Source organism: Microtetraspora glauca (assembly GCF_040656155.1).
GTDB lineage: Bacteria > Actinomycetota > Actinomycetes > Streptosporangiales > Streptosporangiaceae > Microtetraspora > Microtetraspora glauca.
Genome location: NZ_JBFALK010000009.1, coordinates 272,789 through 298,514, shown reverse-complemented (window position 1 = coordinate 298,514; position 25,726 = coordinate 272,789). Strand labels below are relative to the sequence as shown.

Annotated in this window: 22 protein-coding genes and 1 pseudogene; 7 read left to right on the top strand and 16 right to left on the bottom strand. The window is 72.0% G+C overall.

Annotation, left to right across the window (positions count from 1 at the left end; translation table 11 throughout):
- The first annotated feature begins 154 nt into the window (after positions 1–154).
- A complete protein-coding gene (locus tag AB0I59_RS18820; RefSeq protein WP_228647107.1) occupies positions 155–301 on the top strand; it encodes a hypothetical protein in 147 nt (48 codons plus the stop codon).
- Here AB0I59_RS18820 and AB0I59_RS18815 read toward each other — a convergent pair whose 3' ends face one another.
- The 10 genes from AB0I59_RS18815 to AB0I59_RS18770 all read right to left on the bottom strand — a co-directional run bounded on the left by AB0I59_RS18815 (position 302) and on the right by AB0I59_RS18770 (position 10,894).
- Positions 302–2,326: an MFS transporter gene (locus AB0I59_RS18815; RefSeq protein ID WP_358134256.1), complete on the bottom strand. Its 2,025-nt coding sequence runs from the start codon at positions 2,324–2,326 to the stop codon at positions 302–304.
- 131 nt (positions 2,327–2,457) lie between these two features.
- Complete coding sequence (locus AB0I59_RS18810) at positions 2,458–2,709, bottom strand: hypothetical protein (protein WP_358134253.1); 252 nt, start codon at positions 2,707–2,709, stop codon at positions 2,458–2,460.
- 245 nt (positions 2,710–2,954) lie between these two features.
- A complete protein-coding gene (locus tag AB0I59_RS18805; protein ID WP_061255729.1) occupies positions 2,955–4,142 on the bottom strand; it encodes a 4-hydroxybenzoate 3-monooxygenase in 1,188 nt (395 codons plus the stop codon).
- Complete coding sequence (gene pcaDC / locus AB0I59_RS18800; protein WP_358134249.1) at positions 4,139–5,326, bottom strand: bifunctional 3-oxoadipate enol-lactonase/4-carboxymuconolactone decarboxylase PcaDC; 1,188 nt, start codon at positions 5,324–5,326, stop codon at positions 4,139–4,141. Before pcaDC ends, AB0I59_RS18805 begins: the two co-directional genes overlap by 4 nt.
- A gap of 2 nt (positions 5,327–5,328) precedes the next feature.
- The gene (gene pcaB, locus AB0I59_RS18795; protein ID WP_358134246.1) at positions 5,329–6,702 is read right to left on the bottom strand and encodes a 3-carboxy-cis,cis-muconate cycloisomerase; all 1,374 of its coding nucleotides are present in this window, start codon (positions 6,700–6,702) and stop codon (positions 5,329–5,331) included.
- Positions 6,689–7,255, bottom strand: coding sequence for a protocatechuate 3,4-dioxygenase subunit alpha (gene pcaG, locus AB0I59_RS18790; protein WP_358134243.1), 567 nt, complete (start codon positions 7,253–7,255; stop codon positions 6,689–6,691). The genes pcaB and pcaG overlap by 14 nt, the downstream gene beginning before the upstream one ends.
- Positions 7,252–8,031, bottom strand: a complete 780-nt coding sequence (gene pcaH / locus AB0I59_RS18785; RefSeq protein WP_061255726.1) for a protocatechuate 3,4-dioxygenase subunit beta — start codon at positions 8,029–8,031, stop codon at positions 7,252–7,254. The genes pcaG and pcaH overlap by 4 nt, the downstream gene beginning before the upstream one ends.
- A 40-nt stretch (positions 8,032–8,071) precedes the next feature.
- Positions 8,072–9,244, bottom strand: a complete 1,173-nt coding sequence (locus AB0I59_RS18780) for a thiolase family protein (protein ID WP_358134240.1) — start codon at positions 9,242–9,244, stop codon at positions 8,072–8,074.
- Positions 9,237–9,974 (bottom strand): CoA-transferase subunit beta, encoded by a 738-nt coding sequence (locus AB0I59_RS18775; protein WP_358134314.1) that lies wholly within the window; start codon positions 9,972–9,974, stop codon positions 9,237–9,239. The genes AB0I59_RS18780 and AB0I59_RS18775 overlap by 8 nt, the downstream gene beginning before the upstream one ends.
- Before the next feature lie 110 nt (positions 9,975–10,084).
- Complete coding sequence (locus AB0I59_RS18770; protein ID WP_061255724.1) at positions 10,085–10,894, bottom strand: CoA transferase subunit A; 810 nt, start codon at positions 10,892–10,894, stop codon at positions 10,085–10,087.
- An 84-nt stretch (positions 10,895–10,978) separates the two neighbouring features.
- On the opposite strand from AB0I59_RS18770, the gene AB0I59_RS18765 reads away from it, so the two are divergent.
- Positions 10,979–12,676, top strand: coding sequence for an IclR family transcriptional regulator domain-containing protein (locus AB0I59_RS18765; protein WP_061255723.1), 1,698 nt, complete (start codon positions 10,979–10,981; stop codon positions 12,674–12,676).
- 190 nt (positions 12,677–12,866) lie between these two features.
- Here AB0I59_RS18765 and AB0I59_RS18760 read toward each other — a convergent pair.
- Positions 12,867–13,235: pseudogene (locus tag AB0I59_RS18760) on the bottom strand (helix-turn-helix transcriptional regulator); the annotation flags it as partial.
- Positions 13,236–13,332: 97 nt separating this feature from the next.
- On the opposite strand from AB0I59_RS18760, the gene AB0I59_RS18755 reads away from it, so the two are divergent.
- Both AB0I59_RS18755 and AB0I59_RS18750 read left to right on the top strand, forming a co-directional pair.
- A complete protein-coding gene (locus AB0I59_RS18755) occupies positions 13,333–14,493 on the top strand; it encodes a winged helix DNA-binding domain-containing protein (protein ID WP_358134236.1) in 1,161 nt (386 codons plus the stop codon).
- 157 nt (positions 14,494–14,650) lie between these two features.
- Positions 14,651–15,235 (top strand): hypothetical protein, encoded by a 585-nt coding sequence (locus AB0I59_RS18750; RefSeq protein ID WP_358134234.1) that lies wholly within the window; start codon positions 14,651–14,653, stop codon positions 15,233–15,235.
- 12 nt (positions 15,236–15,247) lie between these two features.
- Here the strand turns inward: AB0I59_RS18750 and AB0I59_RS18745 are convergent, their stop codons facing one another.
- Positions 15,248–15,832 (bottom strand): DsbA family protein, encoded by a 585-nt coding sequence (locus tag AB0I59_RS18745; protein WP_061255721.1) that lies wholly within the window; start codon positions 15,830–15,832, stop codon positions 15,248–15,250.
- 322 nt (positions 15,833–16,154) lie between these two features.
- Between AB0I59_RS18745 and AB0I59_RS18740 the strand changes: the two genes are divergently transcribed.
- Positions 16,155–18,422, top strand: a complete 2,268-nt coding sequence (locus AB0I59_RS18740) for a glycosyl hydrolase family 18 protein (protein WP_358134231.1) — start codon at positions 16,155–16,157, stop codon at positions 18,420–18,422.
- A 172-nt stretch (positions 18,423–18,594) separates the two neighbouring features.
- Positions 18,595–20,955 carry a Tex family protein gene (locus tag AB0I59_RS18735; RefSeq protein ID WP_061255720.1) on the top strand — a complete coding sequence of 787 codons (2,361 nt, stop codon included), beginning with the start codon at positions 18,595–18,597 and terminating at the stop codon, positions 20,953–20,955.
- Here the strand turns inward: AB0I59_RS18735 and AB0I59_RS18730 are convergent.
- Together AB0I59_RS18730 and AB0I59_RS18725 are read right to left on the bottom strand one after the other, a co-directional pair.
- Positions 20,942–22,219: a methyltransferase family protein gene (locus tag AB0I59_RS18730; RefSeq protein WP_061255719.1), complete on the bottom strand. Its 1,278-nt coding sequence runs from the start codon at positions 22,217–22,219 to the stop codon at positions 20,942–20,944. The genes AB0I59_RS18735 and AB0I59_RS18730 overlap by 14 nt on opposite strands.
- Positions 22,216–23,091 carry a hypothetical protein gene (locus AB0I59_RS18725; protein WP_061255718.1) on the bottom strand — a complete coding sequence of 292 codons (876 nt, stop codon included), beginning with the start codon at positions 23,089–23,091 and terminating at the stop codon, positions 22,216–22,218. Before AB0I59_RS18725 ends, AB0I59_RS18730 begins: the two co-directional genes overlap by 4 nt.
- Positions 23,092–23,154: 63 nt before the next feature.
- Between AB0I59_RS18725 and AB0I59_RS18720 the strand changes: the two genes are divergently transcribed.
- Positions 23,155–23,808, top strand: coding sequence for a TetR/AcrR family transcriptional regulator (locus AB0I59_RS18720; protein WP_358134311.1), 654 nt, complete (start codon positions 23,155–23,157; stop codon positions 23,806–23,808).
- 48 nt (positions 23,809–23,856) lie between these two features.
- Here AB0I59_RS18720 and AB0I59_RS18715 read toward each other — a convergent pair whose 3' ends face one another.
- The gene (locus tag AB0I59_RS18715) at positions 23,857–24,111 is read right to left on the bottom strand and encodes a helix-turn-helix domain-containing protein (RefSeq protein WP_061255717.1); all 255 of its coding nucleotides are present in this window, start codon (positions 24,109–24,111) and stop codon (positions 23,857–23,859) included.
- A 78-nt stretch (positions 24,112–24,189) separates the two neighbouring features.
- Positions 24,190–25,299 carry an MBL fold metallo-hydrolase gene (locus AB0I59_RS18710; RefSeq protein ID WP_061255716.1) on the bottom strand — a complete coding sequence of 370 codons (1,110 nt, stop codon included), beginning with the start codon at positions 25,297–25,299 and terminating at the stop codon, positions 24,190–24,192.
- Between the last annotated feature and the right edge of the window lie 427 nt (positions 25,300–25,726).

Here is a 25,726-nt window from a genome sequence, read left to right as displayed (position 1 = left end):
TTGCCGGACCGTGACGCGGACGCCTCGCGCCGACATGTGGACCCGGTTTCCCGTGTTCGAACCCCGATTTTTGGGCAAAAGCAGTTTCGTATCCGTCGTCAGGCGTGCCGTCACATGCCGGACGCCTCCGTCCGGCCGCAGCCCGGGAGGACCGATGGCCAGGCAGATCCACGAAAGCCTCCAGCAGCCGTCAATGGCGGAACTCGAGGCGCGGATACGCGGCCTGGAGAGCCGGCTCGCCCATCTCACCAAGATCGTCGACGCGCTGACGGAGGCGACACCGGTCAAACTGACCGAGTGATCATGCCGGAGGGCGGGGGGCCAGCGCGCCGCGGGCGTCCTGGTCGTCGCCGACGGTCTCGGCGGCCAGCCAGGAGAGCAGTGCCGTGAGCTCCGGATTGCTGTCCGGGTTCCACCCGTCGAGGTGGCGGGCCAGCGCGGCCCTGCGCACCGCGATCACCCGCCGGGCGGCCTCACGGCCCGCACCGGTGATGATCAGGTCGTCGCCGGACCGCTCGACGAGGCCGCGGTCCACCAGCGGCTGGGAGCAGTCCGTGCCCCGCTGGACGGTGGTCCCGGCCCGCTCCGCGAGAGCCGTACGGCTGGCGCGGCCCGTCCTGGCCACCCGCGCGAGAACCCACGTGGCTCCGGCGGGCAGGTCGTATCCCGCGCGCCGGGCCAGCTCGCCGTACAGCCGGGCGGCCTGCGGGTCCCGGCGCATGAGCACGGTGAGGGCCCGCTCGATCTCCTCCAGCGACGATCTGCCGCACGGAGCGGCGTAGCCCTCGCCGAGATCGGGCGCGGAGGCTCCGACGGTCGTACGCAACGGCACCTGGCGCAGGAAGCACGCGAGCACGAATCCGGCGAACGCGACGGGCGCCGCGTACAGGAAGATCGTCGTGGCCGATTCGGCGTAGGCGTGCACGACGTGTGCCGCAACGTCCGGGGGCAGCCGGGACAGCAGCGCGGGGCTGCCCTGGATCGCCGCCGGGTCGAAGCCCGGCGGGAGCGGCGTGCCGCGCAGGGCGGCGGCGGCCCGTACGGCCAGCTGACCGGCGAAGACGGCGCCGAAGACCGAGACGCCGAACGATCCCCCGATGGACCGGAAGAACGTCGCCGAGGACGTCGCTACGCCGAGGTCCCGGTAGTCCACGACGTTCTGCACGGCGATCACGAGGACCTGCATGACCAGGCCGAGCCCGACGCCGAGGAGGAGGAACCGGACGCTCATGGAGAGCGTCGAGCTGTGCTCGTTCAACTGGTGGAGCAGCAGCAGGGCCGCGGTCGTGATCGCCATTCCGGCGATCGGGAACATCCGGTAGTGGCCGGTATGGCTGATGACCTGCCCGGACGTGATGGAGGTGCCCAGCATCCCGGCCATCATCGGCAGCAGGTAGAGGCCGGAGGAGGTCGCCGAGACGCCGTGCGCCACCTGGAGGAACAGCGGGAGGTAGGCCAGCGTGCCCATCATGGTGAAGCCGACCACGAAGCCGATCGCGGCGGTGACCGAGAACACGTTGATCCGGAACAGGTGGAGCGGGATGATCGGCTCCGCCGCGCGCCGCTCGGCCAGGGCCCACAGGACGAGCAGGACCACCGCCACGCCGGCCAGGCCGAGGATCTGGGGTGATCCCCAGGCGTACTGGGTGCCGCCCCAGGAGGTCGCCAGGACGACGCAGGTGACCGCCGCCCCGAGCAGCAGTGCCCCCCGATAGTCGATCGTGTGCGGCGTGCGGTCCCGGTGCCCGTGCAGGGTCGCGGCGACGACGAACAGCGCGACGACGCCGATCGGCAGGTTGACGTAGAAGACCCAGCGCCAGGAGAGTCTGTCGACGAACAGCCCGCCGAGCAGCGGGCCGACGACGCTGGCGAAGGCGAAGACCCCGCCGAAGAAGCCCTGGTAGCGGCCCCGGTCGCGCGGGGCGACCACGTCCCCGACGATGGCCATGGCGAGCACCATGAGACCGCCTCCGCCCAGGCCCTGCAGCGCCCTGAACATGATCAGCTCGAACATGCCCCCGGCCAGGCCGCACAGCGCCGACCCCACCAGGAAGATCACGATGGCGGCCTGGAAGAGGTGCTTGCGGCCGTACTGGTCGCCCAGCTTTCCCCACAGCGGGGTGGAGACCGTCGAGGCGAGCAGGTACGCGGTCACGACCCAGGACAGGTGGTTCAGCCCGCCGAACTCGCCGACGATGGTCGGCAGCGCCGTGGACACGATGGTCTGGTCCAGCGCGGCCAGGAGCATCGCCAGCATGAGCGCGAGGATCACCGCCAGGACGCCGCGCTCACGCGCGGGCGCGGTGGCCGTCCCGCTCTCCCCCATGGGTGCCCAGTCCCCCGAGAACGCGCCTCCATGCACGTGTCACCGGGTCCCGGGAGCCGGTGACAGCCCGTGGGAGCAGGTGCGAGCTGTGAGCTGTGAACGAGGAGGTCAGGAGGATGCCGCGCCCCTGATCAGGGGGAACCGTGCCCGCGCGCCGGGCCGGGACGAGGAGGTGAACCGTAGCGGATGAGCCGCTCCCGCGAGGTGGTCTCATCCGCCGCCCGTTCGCGTCCCGCCGGCTCCCGCTCGTACCGCTCCCGCCGCGTGGACGCGGCCAGCGCCGCCAGCCCCACGAGCACGCAGAACGAGATCAGCAGCAACGCGATCAGACCGAGCACCGTCACGGCCGCCAGGGAGATCATCGCTCCCAGCAGCTCAATCATCCGCTTCCTCCCCGACTCCGACCTTGAAGGACAGGTAGGTGCCCTCCCAACAGCAGGTCACGCATTATCTGCCTATAAATAGGCATACGTCATAGCGCGACCTGCGTGCACCATCCGGTCGGGGTACAGCCCGCTGACCCGGCGCCCACGGGCCGGATCACCGCCCTCTCGCGAGGGCGTGACCTGGCCTGCGGGCGACGGCGCGTCTCACTCGCCGCTTCTCACTCGCCGCTTCACTCGCCTCTTCACTCGAAGGGAGTGCCGACGTAGTTCTGGGCGAGCTCGGCGGCCGCGGTCTCGGAGTCGGCGATCCGGTGCAGCTGGGAGAGCTGCAGCCGGGTGTCGAACTCGCTCTGCGCGGGGTCGGGGTGCAGCGTCGTGGTCATGAAGTACGAGAAGTGCTCCGCCCTCCAGACCCGGCGCAGGCAGGTGTCGGAGTATCCGTCGAGCAGGTCGGTCTCTCCCGTGGCGTGCCACCGCGAGAGCGCCTTCGCCAGGACGACCACGTCCGAGACGGCCAGGTTCAGCCCCTTGGCCCCGGTCGGCGGCACGATGTGCGCGGCGTCCCCCGCGAGGAAGAGCGGGCCGTACCGCATGGGCTCGGCGACGAAGCTCCGCATCGGAGTGATCGACTTGGAGGTGATCGGCCCGCGTTCCAGCTTCCAGTCGCCGTCCACGGCGAACCGCAGGTCCAGCTCGTCCCAGATCCGCTCGTCCGGCCAGTCGGCCACGTCCGTGCCGTTCGGCACCTGGAGATAGAGCCGGCTCACCGTCGGCGAGCGCATGCTCAGCAGGGCGAAGCCGTGCTCGGAGTGCGCGTAGATCAGCTCGTCGGACGACGGCGGGACGTCGGCCAGGATGCCGAGCCAGGAGTACGGGTACTCGCGCTCGAAGGTCCGCAGCACGCCGGACGGGACGGCGGCCCGCGCGATGCCGTGGAACCCGTCGCAGCCCACCACGAAGTCGCAGGACAGGGTCCGCTCGCGGCCCTCGTGGACGTATCTGACGGACGGCTGTCCCGACTCCAGACCGTCGATGGCGACGGCCTGCGCCTCGAACAGCAGCGGGTCTCCGTCGGCGAGCTGGAGCGCCACCAGGTCCTTCACCATCTCGGTCTGGGCGTAGACCATGACGGCGCGCCCGCCGGAGAGGGAAGGGAAGTCGATCCGGTGGCCCCGGCGATCGAAGCGCAGCTCGACGCCGTTGTGCGGAAGCCCCTGCCGGTCCATCCGCTCGCCGGCTCCGCATTCCCGCAGGACGTCGATCGTGCCCTGCTCCAGGATGCCGGCGCGCTGGCGCTGCTCGACGTACGCGCGGTCGCGGTGCTCCAGGACGACGGAGTCGATTCCGGACCGCCGGAGCAGCCGGGCGAGGAGGAGCCCCGCGGGACCGGCCCCGATGATCGCGACTGTGGTGTGGGCGGGAATGCTCATCGGTTTCTCTCCTGGGCCTCACGAAGTGTGCGCTGAGCCACGGCGAATGCCGCGTTGGCGGCCGGGACGCCGCAGTAGACGGCGGCCTGCAGCAGAACTTCCTTGATCTCGTCGGGGGTGAGCCCGTTGCGGAGCGCGGCCCGGACGTGCATCGCCAGCTCCTCCAGATGGCCGCCCGCGACCAGGGCGGTCAGCGTGATGCAGCTGCGCGTCCGCCGGTCAAGGCCGGGCCTCGTCCAGATCTCGCCCCACGCGTAGCGGGTGATGAAGTCCTGGAAGTCGGCGGTGAACGCGTCGGCCTTCGCGGTCGCGCGGTCCACGTGCGCGTCCCCGAGTACGGCGCGGCGCACGTTCATGCCGGCGGCGTACCCGCGCGCGCCGTCCCCGCCGCCGAGGTGGGTGAGGAGTGCGGCGAGCACGGGCTCTGGGCGCTCCACGCCGGCCAGGTGGGCGGCGCCCGGGACCTCCACGAGCGTGGCGCCGGGGATGCCGTCCGCCAACTCGCGTGCGTGCGCGGGCGGCGTGGCCGGATCGTCCCGCCCGCCGATCACCAGGGTCGGCGCGGTGATCCGGCCCAGCTCCGCGCGGATGTCGTACGCCGCGAGCGCGTCGCAGCAGGCGGCGTATCCCTCGGCGGCAACCTCGCGCAGGTCGTCGAGGAACGGATCCGCCCCCTCGAACGCGGGGGTGAACCACCGCTGGGCGGCGGTTTCGGCCATGACGGCGGTGCCCTTCGCCCGGACGAGCGCGGCCCGCTCGTGCCACCCGCCGGGCGGACCGAACCACGCCGACGAGCAGACCATGGTCAGCGAGGACACCCGCTCGGGATGGTGGAGCGCCAGCCACGCGCCGACCGCGCCGCCCAGGGAGATCCCGGCGTAGTGGAACCGGCCGACGCCCAGGCTGTCGGCGAGATCGAGGACGAGCGCGGCGAGATCCGCGACCGTGGCCCCCTCCGGCAACGCGGACGGGGAGCCCCCGTGCCCCGGAAGGTCCCAGCGCAGGACCCGGTGGTCGCGGGCGAGCGCGGGCACCTGCGGGTCCCACACGGAGAGCGAGGTGCCGAGTGAGGGACCGAGCAGGAGCGCGGGAGCGCTGTCGGGGCCGTCGGCGCGGTGGTGCAGGCGCGGCCCCCCGTACGTTTCAGGTGTCTCCGGTGTCTCGGGAGCGTGGGCAGGCTTCATCGTCACTCCTTGACCTGCGGGTGGCGGCGGAGGGCCCGATCGGTCAGCGCCGGTGCGGAGCCCACGTAGGCGGCGGGGTCGAGCAGGCGGCGCAGCTCGCCCTCTGTGAGAGGAAGTCGTTCGTCACCCAGCGCCTCCCCCAGGCCGATCCCCTCGGCCGCCGCCCTGCGGGAGGCGCGCTCCACGGCGGCCCTGGCCTCGGAGCGGCCGATCAGCGGGGTGAGCGCCGCCGCGACGCGTTCCGCGAGGACGAGGCCGCCGGTGCGGTCGAGGTTGGCGCGCATCCGCGCGGGGTGGACTCGCAGCCCCTCCGCCAGCTCGGCGGCGCTCGCGGCGGCCCCGCCCGCGAGCCGCAGCAGGTCCCGCAGGGCCGGCCACTCGGCGTGCCACGCCCCCGGGGGCCGCTCGTCCTCGGCGACGAGGGACCCGAGGAGTACGACGGCGAGCGCGGGAGCCTGCCGGGCGGCGGCCGCCATGAGCGTGGCCCGGACGGGGTTGCTCTTGTGCGGCATCGCGGAGGACCCGCCGCCCGTGCCCTCGGAGACCTCGCCGATCTCGGTGCGGGAGAGGACCAGCACGTCGGCGGCCATCTTGCCGAGAGCGCAGGCGGTGAACGCGAGGGCCGTACCGAGGTCGGCCACCGGCGTGCGCAGGACATGCCAGGGCAGCGACGGCTCGGCCAGCCCGAGCTGTCCGGCGAACTCGCGGAGGAGTGCCGGTCCGGCGCCGCCGGAGCCCTCGTCCGAGCCGCTCCCGGCGTACTCCTGGAAGGCGGCCAGCGTCCCGGCGGCCCCGCCGAGCTGGGCGGGCGGGCCGATCCGGGAGAGCCGGTCCACGGCGTCGAGGACCAGCGCGCGCCACCCCGCCGCCTTCAGGCCGAAGGTGGTGGGCACGGCGTGCTGGGTGAGCGTGCGCCCGGCCAGCACCGTGTCGCGGTGCTCGGCGGCGAGCCGGGCCAGCGCGGCGTCGGCGCGCCCCAGATCGGCGATGATCGGTGGCAGCGCGCGGGACGCCACCAGCATCAGCGCCGTGTCCACGATGTCCTGGCTGGTCGCGCCCTGGTGCACGTACGGCGCGGCCTCGGGCGAGCGGCGGGCCACGGCGGCGGTGAGATCCGCGACCAGCGGGATCGCCGGGTTGCCACCGGACCTGGCCCGCACCGCGATGTCCCGCACGTCGTAGAGCCGGACGTCGGCGACCTCGCCCACGGCCTCGGCCGCCGCGTCCGGGACGAACCCGAGCTCCGCCTGGGCCCGGGTGAGCGCCGCCTCGGCGTCGAGCATCGCCTGCAGCACGGCGGCGTCGCCCGTGGCGGCCGCTACGGCGCTCCCGGCCCAGATGGGGGTGAGCAGGCCCGACTCGTCAGCCGAACTCAAGGAAGACCGTCTCCTCGCTCCCCTGGAGGTGGATGTCGAACCGGTAGGTCGCGTGCGGCTCGGGCCGGGCGACCAGGGTGGCGCGACGGTCCGCGTCGAGGGAGTCGAGCAGCGGGTCGCCCGCGCCGTCCTCCAGGTAGACGCGGGTGTACAGGTGGTGCAGCAGCCCCCGCGCGAACACGCACACCGAGATGTACGGCACGGCACCGGGGGCCGCCGGACCGGGGACGACCGTGCGGAGGGTCCAGTGGCCGGCGGCGTCGGTGGCGACCCGCCCGAACCCGGTGAAGTCCACACCGGAGCGGCCGGCGAACGTGCCGGTGACCGGGTCACGGCGCATCGAGCCAGGAGCGCCGTCGAGCCCCCCGTCGGGGTCGGCCTGCCAGAACTCCAGCAGCGCGTCGGGGATCGGCTGCCCGGCGCCGTCGTAGACCACGCCGTGCAGCGTGATCGCCCCGGGATGCCCGGGAGGGACGAGCTCGCCCCCCTCGGTGAACGGCAGCGCGTAGCCGTAGAAGGGACCGACGGTCTGGGACGGTGTGGGCGGTCTCAACGGCCTTCCTCCATCCAGGTCGCGGACGGCCCGTCGAGGACGATGTCCCAACGGTAACCGAGTGACCATTCGGGGCTGGACAGGTCATGGTCGTATCCGGCGATCAGGCGCTGCCGCGCCCGCTCGTCGGTGATCGAGTTGAAGATCGGGTCGTACGGGAACAGCGGATCGCCCGGGAAGTACATCTGGGTGACGAGCCGCTGGGTGAACGCCGTGCCGAACAGCGAGAAGTGGATGTGCGCCGGACGCCAGGCGTTCAGGTGGTTGCGCCAGGGGTAGGGCCCCGGCTTGATGCTGGTGAAGGTGTACCGGCCCTCGTCGTCGGTGAGGCAACGGCCGGTGCCGGTGAAGTTGGGGTCCAGCGGCGCGGGGTGCTGGTCGCGCTTGTGCGCGTACCGGCCGGACGCGTTGGCCTGCCAGACCTCCACGAGCTGCCCGCGCACCGGGCGGCCGTCCCTGTCGAGGACCCGCCCGGTCACCACGATGCGCTCACCGAGCGGTTCGCCGTGGTGCTGCCGGGTGAGATCGCTGTCGAGCTCTGTCACGTCGGTCACGCCGAACACCGGCCCGCGCAGCTCGGTGAACGCCTCCCGCGCGGCGACGAGGGGCCGCTTGGGATGGCGCAGGATCGAGCTGCGGTAGGGCGGGTAGTCGCGCCGCGGGTGGAGTTCCTCCTGGCCGCCGTCCGCGAGCGCCTTGTCGGCCTCGGCCTGGATCCGCGCCGTCTCGGCGTCGATGAGGGCCTGCGGTTCCGGAGTCGGGGGGTTCGTGCTCATGCCTGCTTCCTCGCTGTCATAGGGCTCGTTCCTTGGCCGGTCAGCGTTCCAGGACGACGGCGAGGCCCTGGCCCACGCCGATGCAGAGCGCGGCCACGCCGGTGCCGGAACCGGCCGCCGCGAGCTGGTGGGCGACCGCGCCGGTGATCCGGGCTCCGGAGGCGCCCAGCGGGTGGCCGATCGCGATGGCGCCGCCGCGCGGGTTGACGACGGCCGGGTCGAGGTCGGGCCACTGGCCGAGGCAGGTCAGCGCCTGGGCCGCGAACGCCTCGTTGAGCTCGAAGGTCAGCAGGTCGCCGAAACCGCGCGAGGCGCGTCCGAGCGCCCGGTTGACCGCCTCGACCGGGCCCGCGCCGAAGTACTGCGGCGCGATGCCGGTCACGGCGGAGGCCCTGATCCGCGCGAGCGGCTCGCGCCCGGTGGCGGCCAGTCCCGCCTCGTCCGTGAGCAGCAGCGCGGCCGCGCCGTCGTTCAGCGGGGAGGAGTTGCCCGCGGTGACGGTGCCACCCTTCCTGAAGGCGGGCTTGAGCTTGGCCAGCGCCTCCATCGAGGTGTCCTCGCGGATGCTCTCGTCACGGGCGAGGTCGTTCACGGGAACGACCTCGGCGTCGTACGCGCCGTCCTTCCAGGCCCGGGCCGCCTTCTCATGGCTGGCCAGCGCGAAGGCGTCCTGGGCCTCGCGGGTCAGGCGGTACTCGTCGGCGAGCAGCTCGGCGCTCTCGCCCAGCGCGATCGTCCACTCCTCCGGCATGCGCGGGTTGACCAGCCGCCAGCCGAGCGTCGTGGACACCATCTGCTGGTGCCCGGCGGGGAAGGCGCGCTCGGGCTTGGGGACGACCCAGGGGGCGCGGCTCATCGACTCGACTCCGCCCGCGATCACCACGGAGGCGTCTCCGACCGCGATGGCGCGGTACGCCTGGATCACGGCCTCCATCCCGGAACCGCAGAGCCGGTTGACCGTGGTGCCCGGGACGGTCACCGGGAACCCGGCGAGCAGGGCGGCCATGCGCGCGACGTTCCTGTTCTCCTCACCCGCGCCGTTGGCGTTGCCGAACACCACGTCGTCCACGCGCGCGGGATCCAGGTCCGGGCTGCGGTCGGCGATCGCGCGCATCACATGAGCGGCGAGGTCGTCCGGCCGCACGCCGGACAACGCCCCGCCGTACCTGCCGACGGGAGTGCGGACGGCGTCCACGATGTAGACGTCACGCACGGGTGTCACCTCCGGATTTGAGCGCGCGCAGCGCGGCCAGCTCGGCTTGCGTGGGGGGTTCGGTGACGCCGACGGTGTCGGCGATCCGCAGCTTCCAGCCGGTCGCCTCGATCACCTGCGGGACGGTGACGCCCGGGTGGATCTCGGTGAGGACGAGCTCGGCGGTCTCGGGGTCGGGCCGCAGGACGCCGAGGTCGGTGATCACGGCCACCGGGCCCTCCCCCAGGAGGCCCAGCCTGGCCCGGTCGCCGGGGCCGGAGCCGTGCCCGACGGTGGTCACGAAGTCGAGCTTCTCCACGAAGTTGCGCCGCGAGTGGCGCAGCACCATGAGCACCTTGCCGCAGCTCGCCGCGATCTCGGGAGCGCCGCCGGCGCCGGGGAGGCGGCCCTCGGACCGGCCGGGACCGCGGTCGATGACGGTCGTGTTGATGTTGGCGAACCTGTCGACCTGGGCGGCGCCGAGGAAGCCGACGTCGATCCGGCCGGCCTGCAGCCAGTAGTTGAAGATCTCCGGCACGGACACCACCGCGTCCGCCGTGGCGGCCAGCTCGCCGTCGCCGATCGACAGCGGCAGCCTGCTCGGCTTGGACCCGAGCGTGCCGGACTCGTAGATCAGGACGAGGTCCGGTTCGGACGTGCGGCGGGCCAGGTTGGCGGCGGCGCTGGGCAGGCCGATGCCGACGAAACAGGTCCGGGAGCCGCTGAGCGCCCGCGCGGCGTTGACGGTCATCAGCTCGTCGGGCGTCCAGGTCACGGCCGGGCTCCCCGTGTCGGTGGCTGTGTCGGTGGCTGTGTCGGTCGCTGTGTCGGTCGCTGTGTCGGTCGCTGTGTTGTTCACGGTCACGGCGCCTCCAGCACGTGCTCGCGGATCCAGGCGAGGAACGTCTCACGGTCGCGGGAGATGGGGTCCCACGCCTGGTAGAAGTCGTTGTCACGAACCGTGTAGCCCGCGGCGTACGAGGGGTGGGCGCCGTTCGGCACGTGCGCCACGGCGTGCACCGTCCAGCTCGGCAGGACCACGGCGTCCGGCCGGGGCTCCAGCTCGTCGACGATCTCCTCCACGGTGACCAGGACCCGGTCGGCGGCGAGAGCGGCCTCCTTCTGGACGCCGACGAGACCCCAGAGCTGGACGTTGCCCCTCCTGTCGGCCCGCTGCGCGTGGATGACCGTGACATCGGGGTTCACCGCGGCCACCGCGGCCAGCTCCTCGCCCGTGAACGGGCAGGTGACGGTCGCGATGGTCGAGGAGCGCTCCGGCAGATCGCTGCCCCGGTAGCCGCGGAGCACGGCGAACGGCAGCCGGGACGCGCCCGCGACATAGCGGTTCGCCATCCCGGCGTGGCTGTGCTCGTCGAGCTCCAGCGGCCGGGGCCAGCCGTTCTCCACCGCGTCGCGGAACCGGTGCAGCGAGCCCACGCCGGGGTTGCCGCCCCAGGAGAAGACGAGCCGCCGCGCGACGCCCATGCCGATGAGCTGGTCGTAGATCACATCGGGTGTCATGCGGACGAGGGTCAGGTCCGTGATGCCCTGGCGAATGATCTCGTGCGCCGCCGCGAACGGGATCAGGTGGGTGAAGCCCTCCATGGCGACCGTGTCGCCGTCATGGACGAGCTCGGCCACGGCGTCACGCAGACTCCGGATATCTGCCATCGCTCCTCAGAGTTGTTCGTCCAGTGAACTTTCGTTCATAATTGGCCTGCCTGGAGTTTCCTCCCGCCTACGAACGGATGTCAAATGGATGTCGTCGGGCCACTCGACCGAGGGCTGGCCGTGCTCCGCGCCATGTCGGCGCCCGGAGGGCACCGGATGCGCCCGAGCGAGCTCGCCCGGGCCACCGGCCTCGCCCGCTCGACCGTGGACCGCGTGCTGGCCACGCTCATCCACCTCGGCCACCTCAGAGAGGTCGACCGGGAAGTCGAGCTCGCCCCGCCCCTGATGGAGCCCGGCAACGCCTACCTCACGGGATGCGGTGTTCCCGACGCGCTCGGGCCGGTCGCCGAGCGGCTGGCCGACGAGTTCGACGAGTCGGTCTCCATCGCCGTGCCGGACGGCGACGGCGTCAGGTTCGTCACCCAGATCACCCGCCGCCGCACCATGTCTCTGGCGTTCCGCATCGGCGACCTGCTGCCCGCGGAGCGCTGCGCCCCCGGCGCGCTCTTCGCCGCCGGGTGGGACGAGGCCGACAGGGCCGCATGGCTCGATCGGCGGGACTCCCCCGAGCGCTTCCCCGCCGTGCCCCCCCGCCCCGCCACGAGCGCTGAGGTGTTCGACGAGCGGGTCGCCCGCGCCGCGGCGGACGGCTGGTCGGCGGACGACCAGCTCATCGAGCCCGGCCTGATCGCCGTCGCCGTGCCCGTGCGCGACCCGGCCGGCCGTACGGCCTGCGCGGTCAGCGTGGTCAGCCACACCAGCAGGCACACGGTCGCCTCGCTCGCCGAGGCCACGCTGCCCCGGCTGCGCGCAGAGACCGGCGCCATGGAGGAGGCTCTGGCGCGGGCTCTCGCCGAGCAGGCCGCGTCCTCGGGCACATGGGGCACACGGGGCGCACGCACGGCGGACACTGCGGGCACGGCGGGTACTGCGGGTACTGCGGGCACCGCCGACGAGGGCGTTCCCGTCATCGGCGGCGATCCCGCGCGCACGGCCAAGCGCGAGTTGGGCCCGGAGTTCCTGCAGTCGCTGGCCCGGGGCCTCACGGTGCTGTGCGCGCTCGACGGCACGCGCTCACTCTCGGCGGTCGCCGACGCCACCGGCCTGGCCAGGGCCACCGCGCGGCGCGCCCTGCTCACCCTGGAGCACCTCGGCTACGTCGAGCGGATCGGGCACGACTTCCGGCTGCTGCCCCGCGTGCTGGAGCTCGGCTACGCCCACCTGTCGTCGCTCGGCTTCGCCGAGATCGTCCAGCCGCACATGGCGGACCTGGTCAGGCGCACCCGCGAGTCGGCGTCCATGGCGGTGCTCGACGGCGACGACATCCGCTATGTCGCCCGGGTGCCGACCTACACCATCATGAGCGTGGACATCACGCTGGGCACCCGGTTCCCCGCGTACGCGACCTCGATGGGGCGGGTGTTGCTCGCCGGCCTCCCGCACACCGAGCGCGCGGCCCTGCTGGCCGGTACGGCCGCGCGCCCCATCACCGAGCGGACGGTCACCGATCCCGCCGAGCTGACGAGGATCATCGACGGCGTCGCGGAGCGGGGCCACGCCTTCGTGGACGAGGAACTGGAGGAGGGCCTGCGGGCGCTGGCCGTTCCCGTCAGGGACGGGACGGGCCGGGTCGTGGCCGCGCTCAACGTCGCGACACACGCCGCCCGCGGCCCCGCCGAGGAGGCTCTCGCGGCCCTGCTGCCGCCGCTCACCGACACGGCCGCCCGGATCGAGGCCGACCTGCGCGTGGTGACCAGGAGGAAGCGACTGCGCCTGCCCTGACCCCCGCCCCGGCCTCGCCCCGCCCTTCCCGGTGGACCGTTCCCGCCGCTCCGGAGGGGGACGCCTGGGCATCGGCCTCCGCCCGTCAACGACCGGCGTCGGCCACCCGTCCGTCATCGACCGGTCCACCGGCACGGGCGGAACAGGCGCGCGCGGCCCGCCCGGCCAGCTCCCTCAGGTGGTCGGCGTTCAGGGTGGCGACGCGCCGCCGCAGCCGCGACGGCAGCACCTGCTCCAGCTTGGCCAGGGCACGGACGGACGCCTCCTCGATCCCCTCGACGGCGTTCCCCGCGGCCGTGCGCAGGCCGATCGCGATGGCCACGGCCTCCTCGTCGTCCAGCAGCAGCGGCGGCATCGCCGCACCCGCGACCAGCCGGTAACCGCCGTCCGGCCCCATCGTGGCCTGCACCGGATAGCCGAGGTCGCGCAGCCGTTCGACGTCGCGGCGGATGGTTCGCGGGCTGACCCCCATACGCGCGGCGAGTTCGCTCCCGGACCATTCGCGGGGGGCCTGCAGAAGGGAGAGCAGTCCGAGCAACCGTGCCGATGCGTCCGCCATGACCACCATCATGGCTCGCATCTAGGACAGGATCTGACCTATAGGGCCTCTAGCGTTGATCGCGTTCGACCGCCGTCCGCTGAGGAGCGACACCCGGATGACCTCCACCGACGTTCAGAAGATGACCTGGGCCGAGGTCCGCGCCCGGCGCCTGCGCCGGCACGGGCTGGCGACGCCGTTCACCGGATCGGGACCCGCCGACGTCGTCGCGGCCATGGCCGGTACGCACGCCCAGGTGATGTCGGCCGCGGAGCTGGCGATCGGGCTGCGCCTCGGCCACGCCACCCGCTCCGACGTGCGGGCCGCGCTGTGGGACGAGCACAGCCTGGTCAAGACGTACGGGCCGCGTGGCACGGTGCACCTCCTGCCCACCCGCGACCTGGGCATGTGGATCGGCGCGCTGTCGGCGGCGGCGTCCGTGCCCACCACGTTCCCTCCTCACGTACGGCTGACGCCCGACCAGGCCGAGGAGGTCGTGGCCGCGATCGGGGACGCCCTGGCGGACGACATGCTCACCATCGACGAACTGGGCGACGAGGTCATCGGGCGTACCGGGCCGTGGGCCGGCGACCTGGTCATGCCGGCGTTCCAGGGCATGTGGCCCAGGTGGCGGCAGGTGATGCACCTGGCGGGGATGCGCGGCGCGCTGTGCTTCGGCCCGAACCGGGGCAGGAAGGTCACCTACACCAACCCTCGGCGGTGGCTGCCGGAGTTCCGGCCCGCGGACACGGAGCCGGCACTCGCCTGGGCCGTCCGGAGCTACCTGCACGCCTACGGGCCGTCCACGCCGCGACGGTTCGCGAACTGGCTGAGCCTGTCGGTCCCGCGCGCGTCGGAGATCTTCGACGCGCTCGGCGACGAGCTGCGGCGGGTCGAGGTCGAGGGCACCCCGGCCTTGGTGGCGGACGGGGACGCCGAGGCACCGCCGGAGGCGCACGGCGGCGTCCGCCTGCTGCCCTATTTCGACGGCTACTCCTACCGGGTCGGCGTCCAGTGTCCCGAACAGCTGTATCCGGGGCGGGCCGCCGAACGTGTCCTGCCCGGCGCCTTCCAGAACCTCGTGGTGGACGGCGTCGTCACGGGCCTGTGGCACCAGCGCCGCTCCGGCCGCCGCCTCGACATCACCGTGGAGCCCCTCGTCCCGCTCACCGCCGCCCAGCGGGCCGAACTGGACGAGCAGGCCGAGCGGGTCGCCATGATCCTGGAGGGGACGCCACGGGTGACGATCGGCACGGTGGCCGTGGGCGCGCACGCCTGACCACCCGGCACCGGCCTACCGTTCAGGTGACATCATCCTGACTCAAGGTAATCGATTCAATACCGTTCGTAGTGATTCGTCGGCTTGCTGGCGTTCCCCAGCCGCGCGGACACTGGGAAATCCACGGCAGAACAGTGCGCCTGCGGGGGTGATCCTGGTGCGCGAGGGATTCAGCACCAACGAGAAGTGGCCTTTGGAGTGCCTGCGCTGCTGGCTCGTCTGGGAGGAGGAGTACGTCGTCAAGCACGCCTCCGACGGGCACGGCAACGACGTCGTCGTGTGGCTGCGCGGCGGCTTCCCCGTCCAGTCGCCGTGGACCGGGGTGATCTGCCCGAACTGCGGGTGCGGCAGTGTCACCACCTTCCCCGCCGGATATCTCGCGCACCACGCCGAGATCGACACGACCTCGCACGTACCCGCCGTACCAGTCGGACCGGCTGGACCGGCTGGACCGGCTGGACCGGTTGAGCCGGTCGAACGGGTCGAGCCGGTCGAGCCGGTGCCGGCGACGCCTTCGGCCCGGCGCGCCGAAAACGCCGGGCGCGCGGCGGACACCGGGCACACGAGAGAGCCTGTCGCCGCGCGACGCCCCGGCGGGCGGACCGGGCCCGCCGCGCGGCGGGCGTTCGGGCGGGCGGCGCGGGTGCGCCACCGGCCCTCGTACCTGCTCTACACCCTGCTGGCGATCTCTCTCCTGATCTTCATGACCTTCGAGTTCTACCGCAGGGTGCGGATCCACTGATCAGGGGTCGTTTCAGCCGCGGCCGCGCTTGACCTCGAAGAAGATCGGGCTGTGGAACAGCGGGACGATCGAGTCCCACAGGGTCACGCTGTCGTCCACGCCGGGGATCTCGGACAGGATCGGGCCGTGCAGGCCCCGCTCCGCGCCCTCCAGGATGATGACGGGCGAGCCGATGTCCGGCCCGGCCGAGGAGAACGCCCGAACGTGCGCCGCGCGGACGGCCGCGTCCCATGACTCGTCGTCCAGAGCGGCGGCGGCATCCTCCACCCCCGCGGCCTTGACGGCCTCGGCGACGACCTCGCCGGACAACGGCGCGCCGGCTTCGTGCACCCGGGAGCCGAGCTCAGCGTAGAAGGCGGCGGCGTCCTCGTCCCTGCCGTCCGCGTGCAACGCCTCGACCAGCCGCAACGCCCGCGAGGAGGCCGCCATCGGCGCGCGGTACGCCTCCGGGATCTCCTTGCCCTCGTTGAGCGCGGCGAGGCTGAACGACCGCCATTCGACGTCGAGGCCGCGGGCCTGCGCGACGTTCACGAGCCAGCGCGAGGCACGCCAGGTCCACGGGCACAGCGGGTCGAAATGGAAGGTCACGTCGGCCATGGGGTGGCCCTTTCTCTCACGGTCTCTCTGGGGCTGATGCCCGCAGGGACAACACCCGCGTACGCCAGATGTTCCCCGCCTGCCAGGCACGCCTCATCGGAGATATTGACGCGCGATCCGACCGCGGGTAGGTTCACGAGAAAATAAAAAGGAAAGCTTACTAATAGTAAGCCGGAGACCCGCAGGCGGGAGCGCGTCCATGCCGCGATCACCACCCGATGAGGCAACCCCGCGCCTCACCACCCCGCGACCGGCGGTCCGCCGCGTCGCACGCGTCCATCGCACCCCCCATCCCCATCAGCCCACTGGACGTGGAGCACGCATGAAACGCAAGATCATCCCGACGTTGTTCGCGGCGGCGGGGGCGCTCCTCCTGCCCCTCGTGTTCGCGCCGCCCGGCGCCCAGGCCGCCGTGACGACCCCGATCCGCGCCAACGCCAACGGCCCGGCGCTCACCGACGGCTCCGGCAACGCCTGGTCGGCCGACAAGGCGTACTCCAGCGGAAGCTGGGGACACGACACGCTGTACGGCTCCGGGTCCACCCCGAGCGCCATCGCCGGGACCTCCGACGACGCCATCTACCAGACGTACGACCTGTTCAACGGCTGGTCGGGCTACAAGTTCGACCTCGCCAACGGCACGTACTCGGTGACACTGCGGATGGTCGAGGACTGGGCGAACGCCGCGGGCCAGCGCAAGTTCGACGTGCGCGCCGAGGGCGCCAACGTGCTCACCGGCTTCGACATCTTCGCCTCCTGCGGCGCGTTGACCGCCTGCGACCGGACCTTCACCACGACGGTCAGCGACGGCCAGCTCAACGTGCAGTTCAACATGAACGGCGGCGGGAACTACGCCACCGTCTCCGGCATCGAGGTCACGGGCGGTACCGGCGGCGGGGACGACAAGACACCGCCCACCGCGCCGACCGGCCTCACCGTCACCGGCACCACCACCACGACCGCGTCACTGTCCTGGACCGCCTCCACCGACAACGTCGGCGTCACCGGCTACGACATCTACCGCGGCACCACCCTCGCCGGAACCTCCACCACCACCACGTTGACCGACACCGGCCTCACCGCCAACACGTCCTACACGTACACGGTCAAGGCACGCGACGCCGCGCAGAACGTCTCTCCCGCCAGCAACCAGGTCACCGCCACCACCAAGGACGGCGGGAGCGGGGACGACAAGACACCGCCCACCGCGCCGACCGGCCTCACCGTCACCGGCACCACCACCACGACCGCGTCACTGTCCTGGACCGCCTCCACCGACAACGTCGGCGTCACCGGCTACGACATCTACCGCGGCACCACCCTCGCCGGAACCTCCACCACCACCACGTTCACCGACACCGGCCTCACCGCCAACACGTCCTACACGTACACGGTCAAGGCACGCGACGCCGCGCAGAACGTCTCCCCCGCCAGCAACCAGGTCACCGCCACCACCAAGGACGGCGGCGGTGGCGGCGGCAAGAAGCTGCTCGGCTACTTCATCCAGTGGGGCGTCTACGGCCGCAACTATCACGTGAAGAACGTCGAGACCAGCGGGTCCGCGGCGAAGCTGACGCACATCAACTACGCGTTCGGCAACGTGACCAACGGCCAGTGCGCGATCGGCGACGGCTACGCCGACTACGACAAGGCGTACGACGCGGCCGGCAGCGTGGACGGCGTGGCCGACACGTGGGACCAGCCGCTGCGCGGCAACTTCAACCAACTGCGCAAGCTGAAGGCCAAGCACCCGGGCCTGAAGGTGCTGTGGTCGTTCGGCGGCTGGACCTGGTCCGGCGGCTTCGGCCAGGCGGCGGCCAACCCGACCGCGTTCGCCAACTCCTGCTACAACCTGGTCAACGACCCGCGCTGGGCGGGCGTGTTCGACGGCATCGACATCGACTGGGAGTACCCGAACGCCTGCGGTCTGAGCTGTGACACCAGCGGGTCCGCGGCCTTCAAGAACCTGATGTCGGCATTGCGCGCCAAGTTCGGCCCGAACGCCCTGGTCACCGCCGCCATCACCGCCGACGCCACCTCGGGCGGCAAGCTCGACCTGGCCGACTACGCGGGCGCCGCCCAGTACGTCGACTGGTACAACGTCATGACCTACGACTTCTTCGGAGCCTGGGACGCCAAGGGCCCGACCGCGCCGCACTCGCCGCTCACCACCTACCCGGGCATCCCGAAGGAGAAGTTCGACACCGAGTCCGCGATCCAGAAGTTGAGGGACAAGAACGTCCCCGCCTCGAAGCTGCTCGTCGGCATCGGCTTCTACGGCCGGGGCTGGACCGGCGTCACCCAGGCCACCCCCGGCGGGACGGCCACCGGCCCGGCGCCCGGCACGTACGAGCAGGGCATCGAGGACTACAAGGTGCTCAAGACCAGCTGTCCCTCGACCGGCACCATCGCCGGTACGGCCTACGCCAAGTGCGGCGGCAACTGGTGGAGCTACGACACACCGAGCACCATCTCGGGGAAGATGAGCTACGCCAAGAACCAGAGCCTCGGTGGCTCGTTCTTCTGGGAGCTCAGCGGTGACACCGCGAACGGCGAGCTGATCACGGCCATGAAGAACGGCCTCGGCTGAGCCGGCCGCCGGGGGCGCGGCCCGACCCGCGCCCCCGGCACCACTTCCTCCCTCTCCCCTGCTTTCCCCCGTGTTCCCGCCCCGCTCCCTCGCCCCGTTCCCTCGCCCCGCGTACGGCCCGGCCTGGACGTACGACGCGGATTGTCGGAGGCGTCGGGCAGAATAGGCGACCGTGACGACCTCTATTCAGCAGCGGATCGCCGACGAGCTCGGCGTGCGTGAGGCCCAGGTGACCGCGGCCGTCGACCTGCTCGACGGCGGCGCGACCGTGCCGTTCATCGCCCGCTACCGCAAGGAAGTAACCGGCATGCTCGACGACGCGCAGCTGCGCACGCTCGAGGAGCGGTTGCGCTACCTGCGCGAGATGGAGGAGCGCCGCGCGGCGATCCTGGAGTCGATCCGCTCCCAGGGCAAGCTCGACGACGCCCTAGAGGCGCAGATCATGGCCGCCGACTCCAAGTCACGGCTCGAGGACATCTACCTTCCCTACAAGCCCAAGCGGCGCACCAAGGCGCAGATCGCCAGGGAGGCCGGGCTGGAGCCGCTGGCCGACAGGCTGCTGGGCGACCCCACCCTCGACCCGCAGGCCACCGCCGAGACCTTCGTCGGCGAGGCGGTGGCCGACGCGGCCGCCGCGCTCGAAGGCGCCAGGGCGATCCTGGTCGAGCGGTTCGCCGAGGACGCCGACCTCATCGGCGAGCTGCGCGAGCGCATGTGGTCGCGGGGCCGGGTGGCCGCCGCCGTGCGCGAGGGCAAGGAGGAGGCCGGCGCCAAGTTCGCCGACTACTTCGACTTCTCCGAGCCTTTCACCAAGCTCCCCTCCCACCGCATCCTCGCCATGTTCCGTGGCGAGAAGGAGGAGGTCCTGACCCTCACGCTCGACCCCGAGGCCGAGGAGCCCAACGGATACGAGCTGCGCATCGCGCAGCGCTTCGGCGTCCGCGACCAGGGGCGGCCGGCCGACCGCTGGCTGTCCGACACCGTCCGCTGGGCGTGGCGCACCCGCGTCCTCGTCCACCTCGGCATCGACCTGCGCACGCGCCTGTGGCAGGCGGCCGAGGAGGAGGCGGTCCGGGTGTTCGCCGCCAACCTGCGCGACCTGCTGCTCGCGGCACCGGCCGGCACCCGGGCGACCATGGGCCTGGACCCCGGCCTGCGCACCGGCGTGAAGGTGGCGGTGGTCGACGCGACCGGCAAGGTGGTCGCCACCGAGACGATCTATCCGCACGAGCCGAAGCGGCAGTGGGACCAGTCGCTCGCCGTCCTCGGGCGGCTCGTCCAGCAGCACGGCGTCGAGCTGATCGCCATCGGGAACGGCACCGCCTCACGGGAGACCGACAAGCTCGCCGGTGAGCTGGTCAAGCTGATGCCCGGACTGACCAAGATCGTGGTCTCCGAGGCCGGGGCGTCGGTCTACTCCGCGTCGGCGTACGCCTCGCAGGAGCTGCCGGGCCTGGACGTGTCGCTGCGCGGCGCCGTCTCCATCGCGCGCCGCCTGCAGGACCCGCTGGCTGAGCTCGTCAAGATCGACCCCAAGTCGATCGGCGTCGGCCAGTACCAGCACGACCTGTCCGAGCTCAAGCTGTCCCGCTCGCTCGACGCCGTGGTGGAAGACTGCGTGAACGCCGTCGGGGTCGACGTCAACACCGCCTCGGCCCCGCTGCTGACCCGCGTCTCCGGCATCGGCTCCGGCCTGGCGGAGAACATCGTGGCGCACCGCGACGCCAACGGTCCGTTCCGGTCCCGCCGCGCGCTCAAGGACGTGGCCCGCCTCGGTCCGAAGGCGTTCGAGCAGTGCGCGGGCTTCCTCCGCATCCCCGGCGGCGACGACCCGCTCGACGCCTCCAGCGTGCACCCCGAGGCCTACCCTGTCGTCCGGCGCATCCTGGACACCACCAGGAGCGACATCACGACCCTGATCGGCAACACGGCGGCGTTGCGGGCCATCGAGCCCGCGCGGTTCGTGGACGACACCTTCGGCCTGCCGACCGTCACCGACATCCTCAAGGAGCTGGAGAAGCCGGGCCGCGACCCGCGGCCCGCCTTCAAGACGGCCACCTTCAAGGAGGGCGTCGAGAAGATCTCCGACCTCACGCCGGGCATGCTGCTCGAGGGCGTGGTCACCAACGTCGCCGCGTTCGGCGCGTTCGTCGACATCGGCGTCCACCAGGACGGGCTGGTGCACGTCTCCGCCATGTCGACCAGCTTCGTGAAGGACCCGCGCGACGTGGTGAAGCCGGGTGACATCGTCCGGGTGAAGGTCCTCGACGTCGACATCCCGCGCAAGCGCATCGGGCTCACCCTCCGGCTCGACGACGAGACCCCCGCCCGCGGCGAGCAGCGTCAGGGCGGCGCGCGCGGCGGCCGGCGGGACGGCGCTCCCAAGGAGGAGGGCGGCCGGTCCCAGAAGGATCGCGGCCGGTCGAACCGCGGTTCCTCCGGCGGCGGCGCCTCGGGCCGGGGCGCCGGTGGCAACGCTCCCGGCGGCTCCATGGCCGAGGCCCTGCGCCGCGCCGGTCTCACCGACCGCTGACCTCGGGCGCGTTCTCACACCGGTGGCCGGCGGATCCCTCCGGCCACCGGACCGATCGCGGGCCGGCTCCCAGCGCGTCCGCGCACAGCTGGGCGAACCAGCCGATGAAGGGAAGCAGCAGGAGCCATCCCACGAGGGCCCAGCCGAGGTTCAGGTGCTGGGCCGCGTGGGCGAATGCCGCCACGCCCGCGGCGCGCGTCCCATCGGCCCGCTCATAGGTCATCCGGCGGATGCCCCGCGGGTGGTCCTCGGCGGGCACGATCCGCAGCGCGACGGGCCGCCTCCGCTCGATCCACCGGCCGACCTCGGCGCACTGCGCGCAGGTCGCGGCCACGTGGACGACCGCCGGAGGCAGGCCCGAGTACGGGCGGAGACGGGGAATCCACGGTCGCACCTCCGCCCGGTACCCTTGCCACGCGTGCCCGTGGCGCCCGGTGAGCTGCTCGTTCTCGTGCCAGGCGGCCAGGCCGGCGCCGTACGCGAAGGCGATGCCCGCCGCGAGAAGAAACCGCGCGTCCGCGATGCCGAGCACCAGGTAGCTCGCGGTCATCGACACCTGCATCGGATTGCGCACATAGGCGTACGGGCCACCGGTGACCAGGCGCGCGGGGGCGTCGTAGGGCAGTGGTGTGCCCTTCCCCGCGACCGCGAACTCGCGGACCGCGGCCACCCCCGGCAGCGAGGTCACGACCAGGAGTTGCGCTCCCAGACCGGCCAGCCAGGCCGGTTGCCGCCACACCTCCGTCAGCGCGATGGGAAGGCCGAGCATGAGCCCGCCCGACAGGAGCACCTGGAGGACGGCCCGCTCCGGCAGCCTCCGGTCGTCCGCCGTCCACCGGCCGAGGAGCAGCGCGGGCAGCAGGCAGACCGCCACGGTGAGCGCCTCGCCGTACAACCAGTCCGGGCCGAGCTGGACGACGGGATGGGCGAGCGGCATGAGCGCGAGATCCAGCCAGACGAGGGTGGCGGCGACGAGCGGGAGCGGCAGGCCGCGCGCCGCGTGGACGGGCAGCGCGCCCCACAACAGCGCCCAGCCGAGCATCAGGTCGACAGGAATCCCCTCGACCACGGCGCCATCGGCCTGGAACGACCACCAGCCCGCCCTGACCGCGACCACGTTCGCGATCGAGAGCGTGAGCAAAGCCCAGGCGGTGGACAGGATCATCGCGGCGACGTCCCTGGCCGAGGCGCGGCGGAGCGTCACCGCGCTCCAGACGGCGGCGATCGGTGCGAAGAGGGCGATCGCCCGGATGGCGGCGCTCACGACGTGAACGCGCCCGCCAGGTAGGCGCCGGCCTCGGACACCGCGTACCGCTGGAGCGGGCCGAAGTACCAGCCCGGGTCGAACGTGCGGCGGTAGCGCATGGTCACTGTGATCCGATCGTCCCTCCAGCGGAACTCGGTCTCGCGCAGGTCGAGCCAGCGCGCCACCGTCGTGTCCTCGGTCACGGCGAACACGACCCGCCCGGGTCCGCGCTCGCTGACCCGCAGTGTCAGGCTCCGCGGCTCCAGCGGCGCGCCGATGCCGAGCGACCTGCGCGGGGTGAAGGTGATGGTCCTGGTGTCGCCCACATCGAGGCCCTCCCCCACGCAGGTGACGGGCTTGGGGAATCCGATGGTGAGGAACGGCGACTCGACCGGAGGGAACCGCGGTGACGACGCGAGCGCCGCCTCGATGTCCATGCCCGGCGTCGCCTGGCGTACGACGGTCACCTCGTTGTCGCGGGGAAGCGAGTACGCGTCCGTGACGCCCTCCAGGGAGAGCCCGAGCACCAACGGGAGCGCCAGCAGGGCGTGCGGGTGGCGTGGGTGCTGTCGCGCCCAGTCGATGGTGAGCCCCATGACCAGGCCGATCAGGTAGAAGAGCGGGGACGCCATCACCAGGCACACGAAGCCTTCCGCGAGCAACGGCCCGGCCAGAGCGAGGCAAATCGTGATCGTGACCATGATGAGGCCCGTGACGCTCCTCGGCTTGGCGGTCAGCGCCACCGAGACCGCGATCACCGCCGGAATCCCGACGTAGAACAGTGCCGTCTCCGCCAGACCCCCTTGGTGGAGCACGCGGTAGAGGAACATCGCCGCGAACACGGCCACGAGTACGGCGGCCAGGATCCGGCGTGCGACAGGCTGCTCCATCCCGCTCCTTCATCGATCGGTTTAATCAGTTGATTAAACCGTATGATGAAGCAACGAACCGTGATGTTGTCAAGAGGACGGAGACGAGTGGCCGGGAAGCAGCAGCCGGGGGCGGAGACGCGGGACCGGCTCATCGACGCCGCCGCCGAGACCCTTCGCACGGAGGGATACGCGGGCACCAGCGCGCGCACCATCGCCAAGACGGCCGGGGTCAACTCGGCCCTGGTCTTCTACCACTTCGGAGGGGTCGATCCGCTGTTGCTCGCGGCGCTCGACAGGTCGTCGGAGCAGCGCATGACGGCCTACCGTGAGGCTGTCGCGAAGGCCGGAAACCTGGAGGAACTGGCCGAGGTGGCCACCGATATCTACCGCGCCGACATCGAGGGCGGCCACATCACGCTCTTCACCGAACTGGTCGGCGCCAGCATCGCCCGCCCCGACCTCCGCGAGGAGATCGTCAAACGGGCCGAACCCTGGATCGAGTTCGTCGAGCAGACCCTCGATCGCGTCATCGGAGGCTCACCGCTCGCCAAGCTGCTGCCGCCACGCGATCTCGCCTATGCGGCGATCACCTTCTATCTCGGCGTCAACCTCTTCACCCACCTCGACGCCGACCGTACGCGTACCGAGGCGCTGTTCAGCCTCGCTGGACGTGTCGCCCCGCGCGCCAAGCTGCTGACCCTGCGGCTCCCCCGCCGCCGCGAGACGCCGTCGTAACCGTACGGGGCCGCCCGGGCCACGCCGCAGCCGGTCAGGGCAGGCACGTCACGCGGCGCGGTCCTGGGCGCAGACCTCGGCGAGCACGTCCAGGGAGACGTTCAGAACGGCGGCGAGCGCCGCGATGGTGAAGAAGGCCGGTGTCGGCACGCGCCCCGTCTCGATCTTGCGCAGTGTCTCCGCGGACAGGCCGGCGGCGGCGGCGACCTCCACCATGCTCCGCTCGCCTCTGGCCTGCCGCAGCAGATTGCCCAGGCGGTTGCCTCGTTCGTGATCCAGCTCGGTCAGCGGGGGTCGCACCATGACCGCGATCCTAGCAACCGTGATAACAATACCGGCATACCTATTGGACAACCGGGAGAGTCGCCTGGTCCCGCGCGGTCAGGCGACGCCCTGCCACCAGCCGTCGACGGCGGGCGGCCGGTCCGCACTGATCCGCTCTCCCGGGCGTGGCACGGCGAGCCGCAGGTCACGGGCCTTCGCCTCGCGCCACAGCCGGTCGACGGGCTCCGCCCAGGAATGGAAGGCGAGGACGAAGGTCGCCCAGTGCACCGGCACGAGCAGTTCCCCGCCCAGCGCGACGTGGGCCTCGACGGCCTCCTCCGGGGTCATGTGGATGTCGGGCCAGCTCGGGCTGTACGCGCCGATCTGCATCAGCGTCACGTCGAACGGCCCGTACGCCGCGCCGATCGCCGCGTAGCCGTCGAAGTATCCGCTGTCGCCGGTGTAGAAGACCTTCCGGCGCTCGCCGGCGAGCACCCAGGAGCCCCAGAGGGTCGGGTTACGGGAGAGCCCGCGACCGGAGAAGTGGCGGGCCTCGGTGACCGTGACGCGCAGCCCGGCGATCGTGAAGGTCTCGTTCCAGTCGAGCTCGACGATCCTGTTCGAGGGAACGCCCCAGCGGTCGAGGTGCGCGCCCACCCCCAGCGGCACGAGGAACGGCGCCACCTGCGTTCTCGTCAGCGTGCGGACGGTCGCCATGTCGAGATGGTCGTAGTGATCGTGGGAGATCACGATCGCGTCCAGCGGCGGCAGTTCCTCGGCCTGCACGGGGAGCGGGTGCAGCCGCTTCGGCCCCAGCAGCGGCGTCGGCGAGCAGCGGTCGCTCCACACCGGGTCGAACAGCACGCGGCGACCCTCGATCTCCACCAAGGTGGTCGCGTGGCCGTACCAGACGATGTCAAGGTCGGACTCGGCGGCGGCGGTCGGGACCAGCACGGGGACCGGCCCGGCCGGCTTGCGCCGCCGCCCGCTCATGAGCATGTCGCGAACGAGCTGGCGGCTGTCCGCCGGCGTGGCGACCACGCTGGGCATCGAGTTGGCGAAGGCCGAACCTTTGAACTGCGGTGAACGGCGCACGCGCGCGGCCCGCGCGCCCCTGGGTCTGGCGCCGAGCTCCGCCGGGACCTCTCTCAGCGCCCATCCCGCGGCGGCGAGGGCCGCCGCCCCGGCCAGGACCGCCCCCACACGCAACGCCCGGTTTCCCGCCATCCGCACCTCTCCCGTCGCCCTGCCGCGGCCCCGCTGTGGCCGCCCGCCCCTTGATCAGGGTAGCCAAGGCGCGCGCGACGGGAGCGGGGACGCGGGCGCCTCACTGGTCACGCGGCACCCGGCGATGCGAAACCCGACACACCGCCATATGCCATACCGGACAGCACTGCCGACGGCAACACGCGGATGATCCGGTGAAATCGGGAGCCTCCGCAACAATCCGAAAGCTCCATAAGACAGCGACAAGACGGAAGCCGCAGGCAGAGGGCGAAAGGCCAGAGAAGTCCCGCGTATGGCATGTTCCGTACTGCAGTAACGTTCCTCGCGGGGATTCCGGTTCACGGTATAAATGCGCAATATCCTTGCGCACATTGCAGGGTCATGGCCGAAGGGGCAGGTCATCTTGGACGCTACGGGGGCTGGGCTT

Excerpts from the sequence above, each read along its gene's own strand:
- AB0I59_RS18820 (WP_228647107.1), top strand. The coding sequence starts at position 155 with ATGGCCAGGCAGATCCACGAAAGCCTCCAGCAGCCGTCAATGGCGGAA.
- AB0I59_RS18815 (WP_358134256.1), bottom strand. The coding sequence starts at position 2,326 with ATGGGGGAGAGCGGGACGGCCACCGCGCCCGCGCGTGAGCGCGGCGTC.
- AB0I59_RS18810 (WP_358134253.1), bottom strand. The coding sequence starts at position 2,709 with ATGATTGAGCTGCTGGGAGCGATGATCTCCCTGGCGGCCGTGACGGTG.
- AB0I59_RS18805 (WP_061255729.1), bottom strand. The coding sequence starts at position 4,142 with ATGAGCATTCCCGCCCACACCACAGTCGCGATCATCGGGGCCGGTCCC.
- pcaDC (WP_358134249.1), bottom strand. The coding sequence starts at position 5,326 with ATGAAGCCTGCCCACGCTCCCGAGACACCGGAGACACCTGAAACGTAC.
- pcaH (WP_061255726.1), bottom strand. The coding sequence starts at position 8,031 with ATGAGCACGAACCCCCCGACTCCGGAACCGCAGGCCCTCATCGACGCC.
- AB0I59_RS18775 (WP_358134314.1), bottom strand. The coding sequence starts at position 9,974 with ATGACCGTCAACGCCGCGCGGGCGCTCAGCGGCTCCCGGACCTGTTTC.
- AB0I59_RS18770 (WP_061255724.1), bottom strand. The coding sequence starts at position 10,894 with ATGGCAGATATCCGGAGTCTGCGTGACGCCGTGGCCGAGCTCGTCCAT.
- AB0I59_RS18765 (WP_061255723.1), top strand. The coding sequence starts at position 10,979 with ATGGATGTCGTCGGGCCACTCGACCGAGGGCTGGCCGTGCTCCGCGCC.
- AB0I59_RS18755 (WP_358134236.1), top strand. The coding sequence starts at position 13,333 with ATGACCTCCACCGACGTTCAGAAGATGACCTGGGCCGAGGTCCGCGCC.
- AB0I59_RS18745 (WP_061255721.1), bottom strand. The coding sequence starts at position 15,832 with ATGGCCGACGTGACCTTCCATTTCGACCCGCTGTGCCCGTGGACCTGG.
- AB0I59_RS18740 (WP_358134231.1), top strand. The coding sequence starts at position 16,155 with ATGAAACGCAAGATCATCCCGACGTTGTTCGCGGCGGCGGGGGCGCTC.
- AB0I59_RS18725 (WP_061255718.1), bottom strand. The coding sequence starts at position 23,091 with ATGGAGCAGCCTGTCGCACGCCGGATCCTGGCCGCCGTACTCGTGGCC.
- AB0I59_RS18720 (WP_358134311.1), top strand. The coding sequence starts at position 23,155 with ATGTTGTCAAGAGGACGGAGACGAGTGGCCGGGAAGCAGCAGCCGGGG.
- AB0I59_RS18715 (WP_061255717.1), bottom strand. The coding sequence starts at position 24,111 with ATGGTGCGACCCCCGCTGACCGAGCTGGATCACGAACGAGGCAACCGC.
- AB0I59_RS18710 (WP_061255716.1), bottom strand. The coding sequence starts at position 25,299 with ATGGCGGGAAACCGGGCGTTGCGTGTGGGGGCGGTCCTGGCCGGGGCG.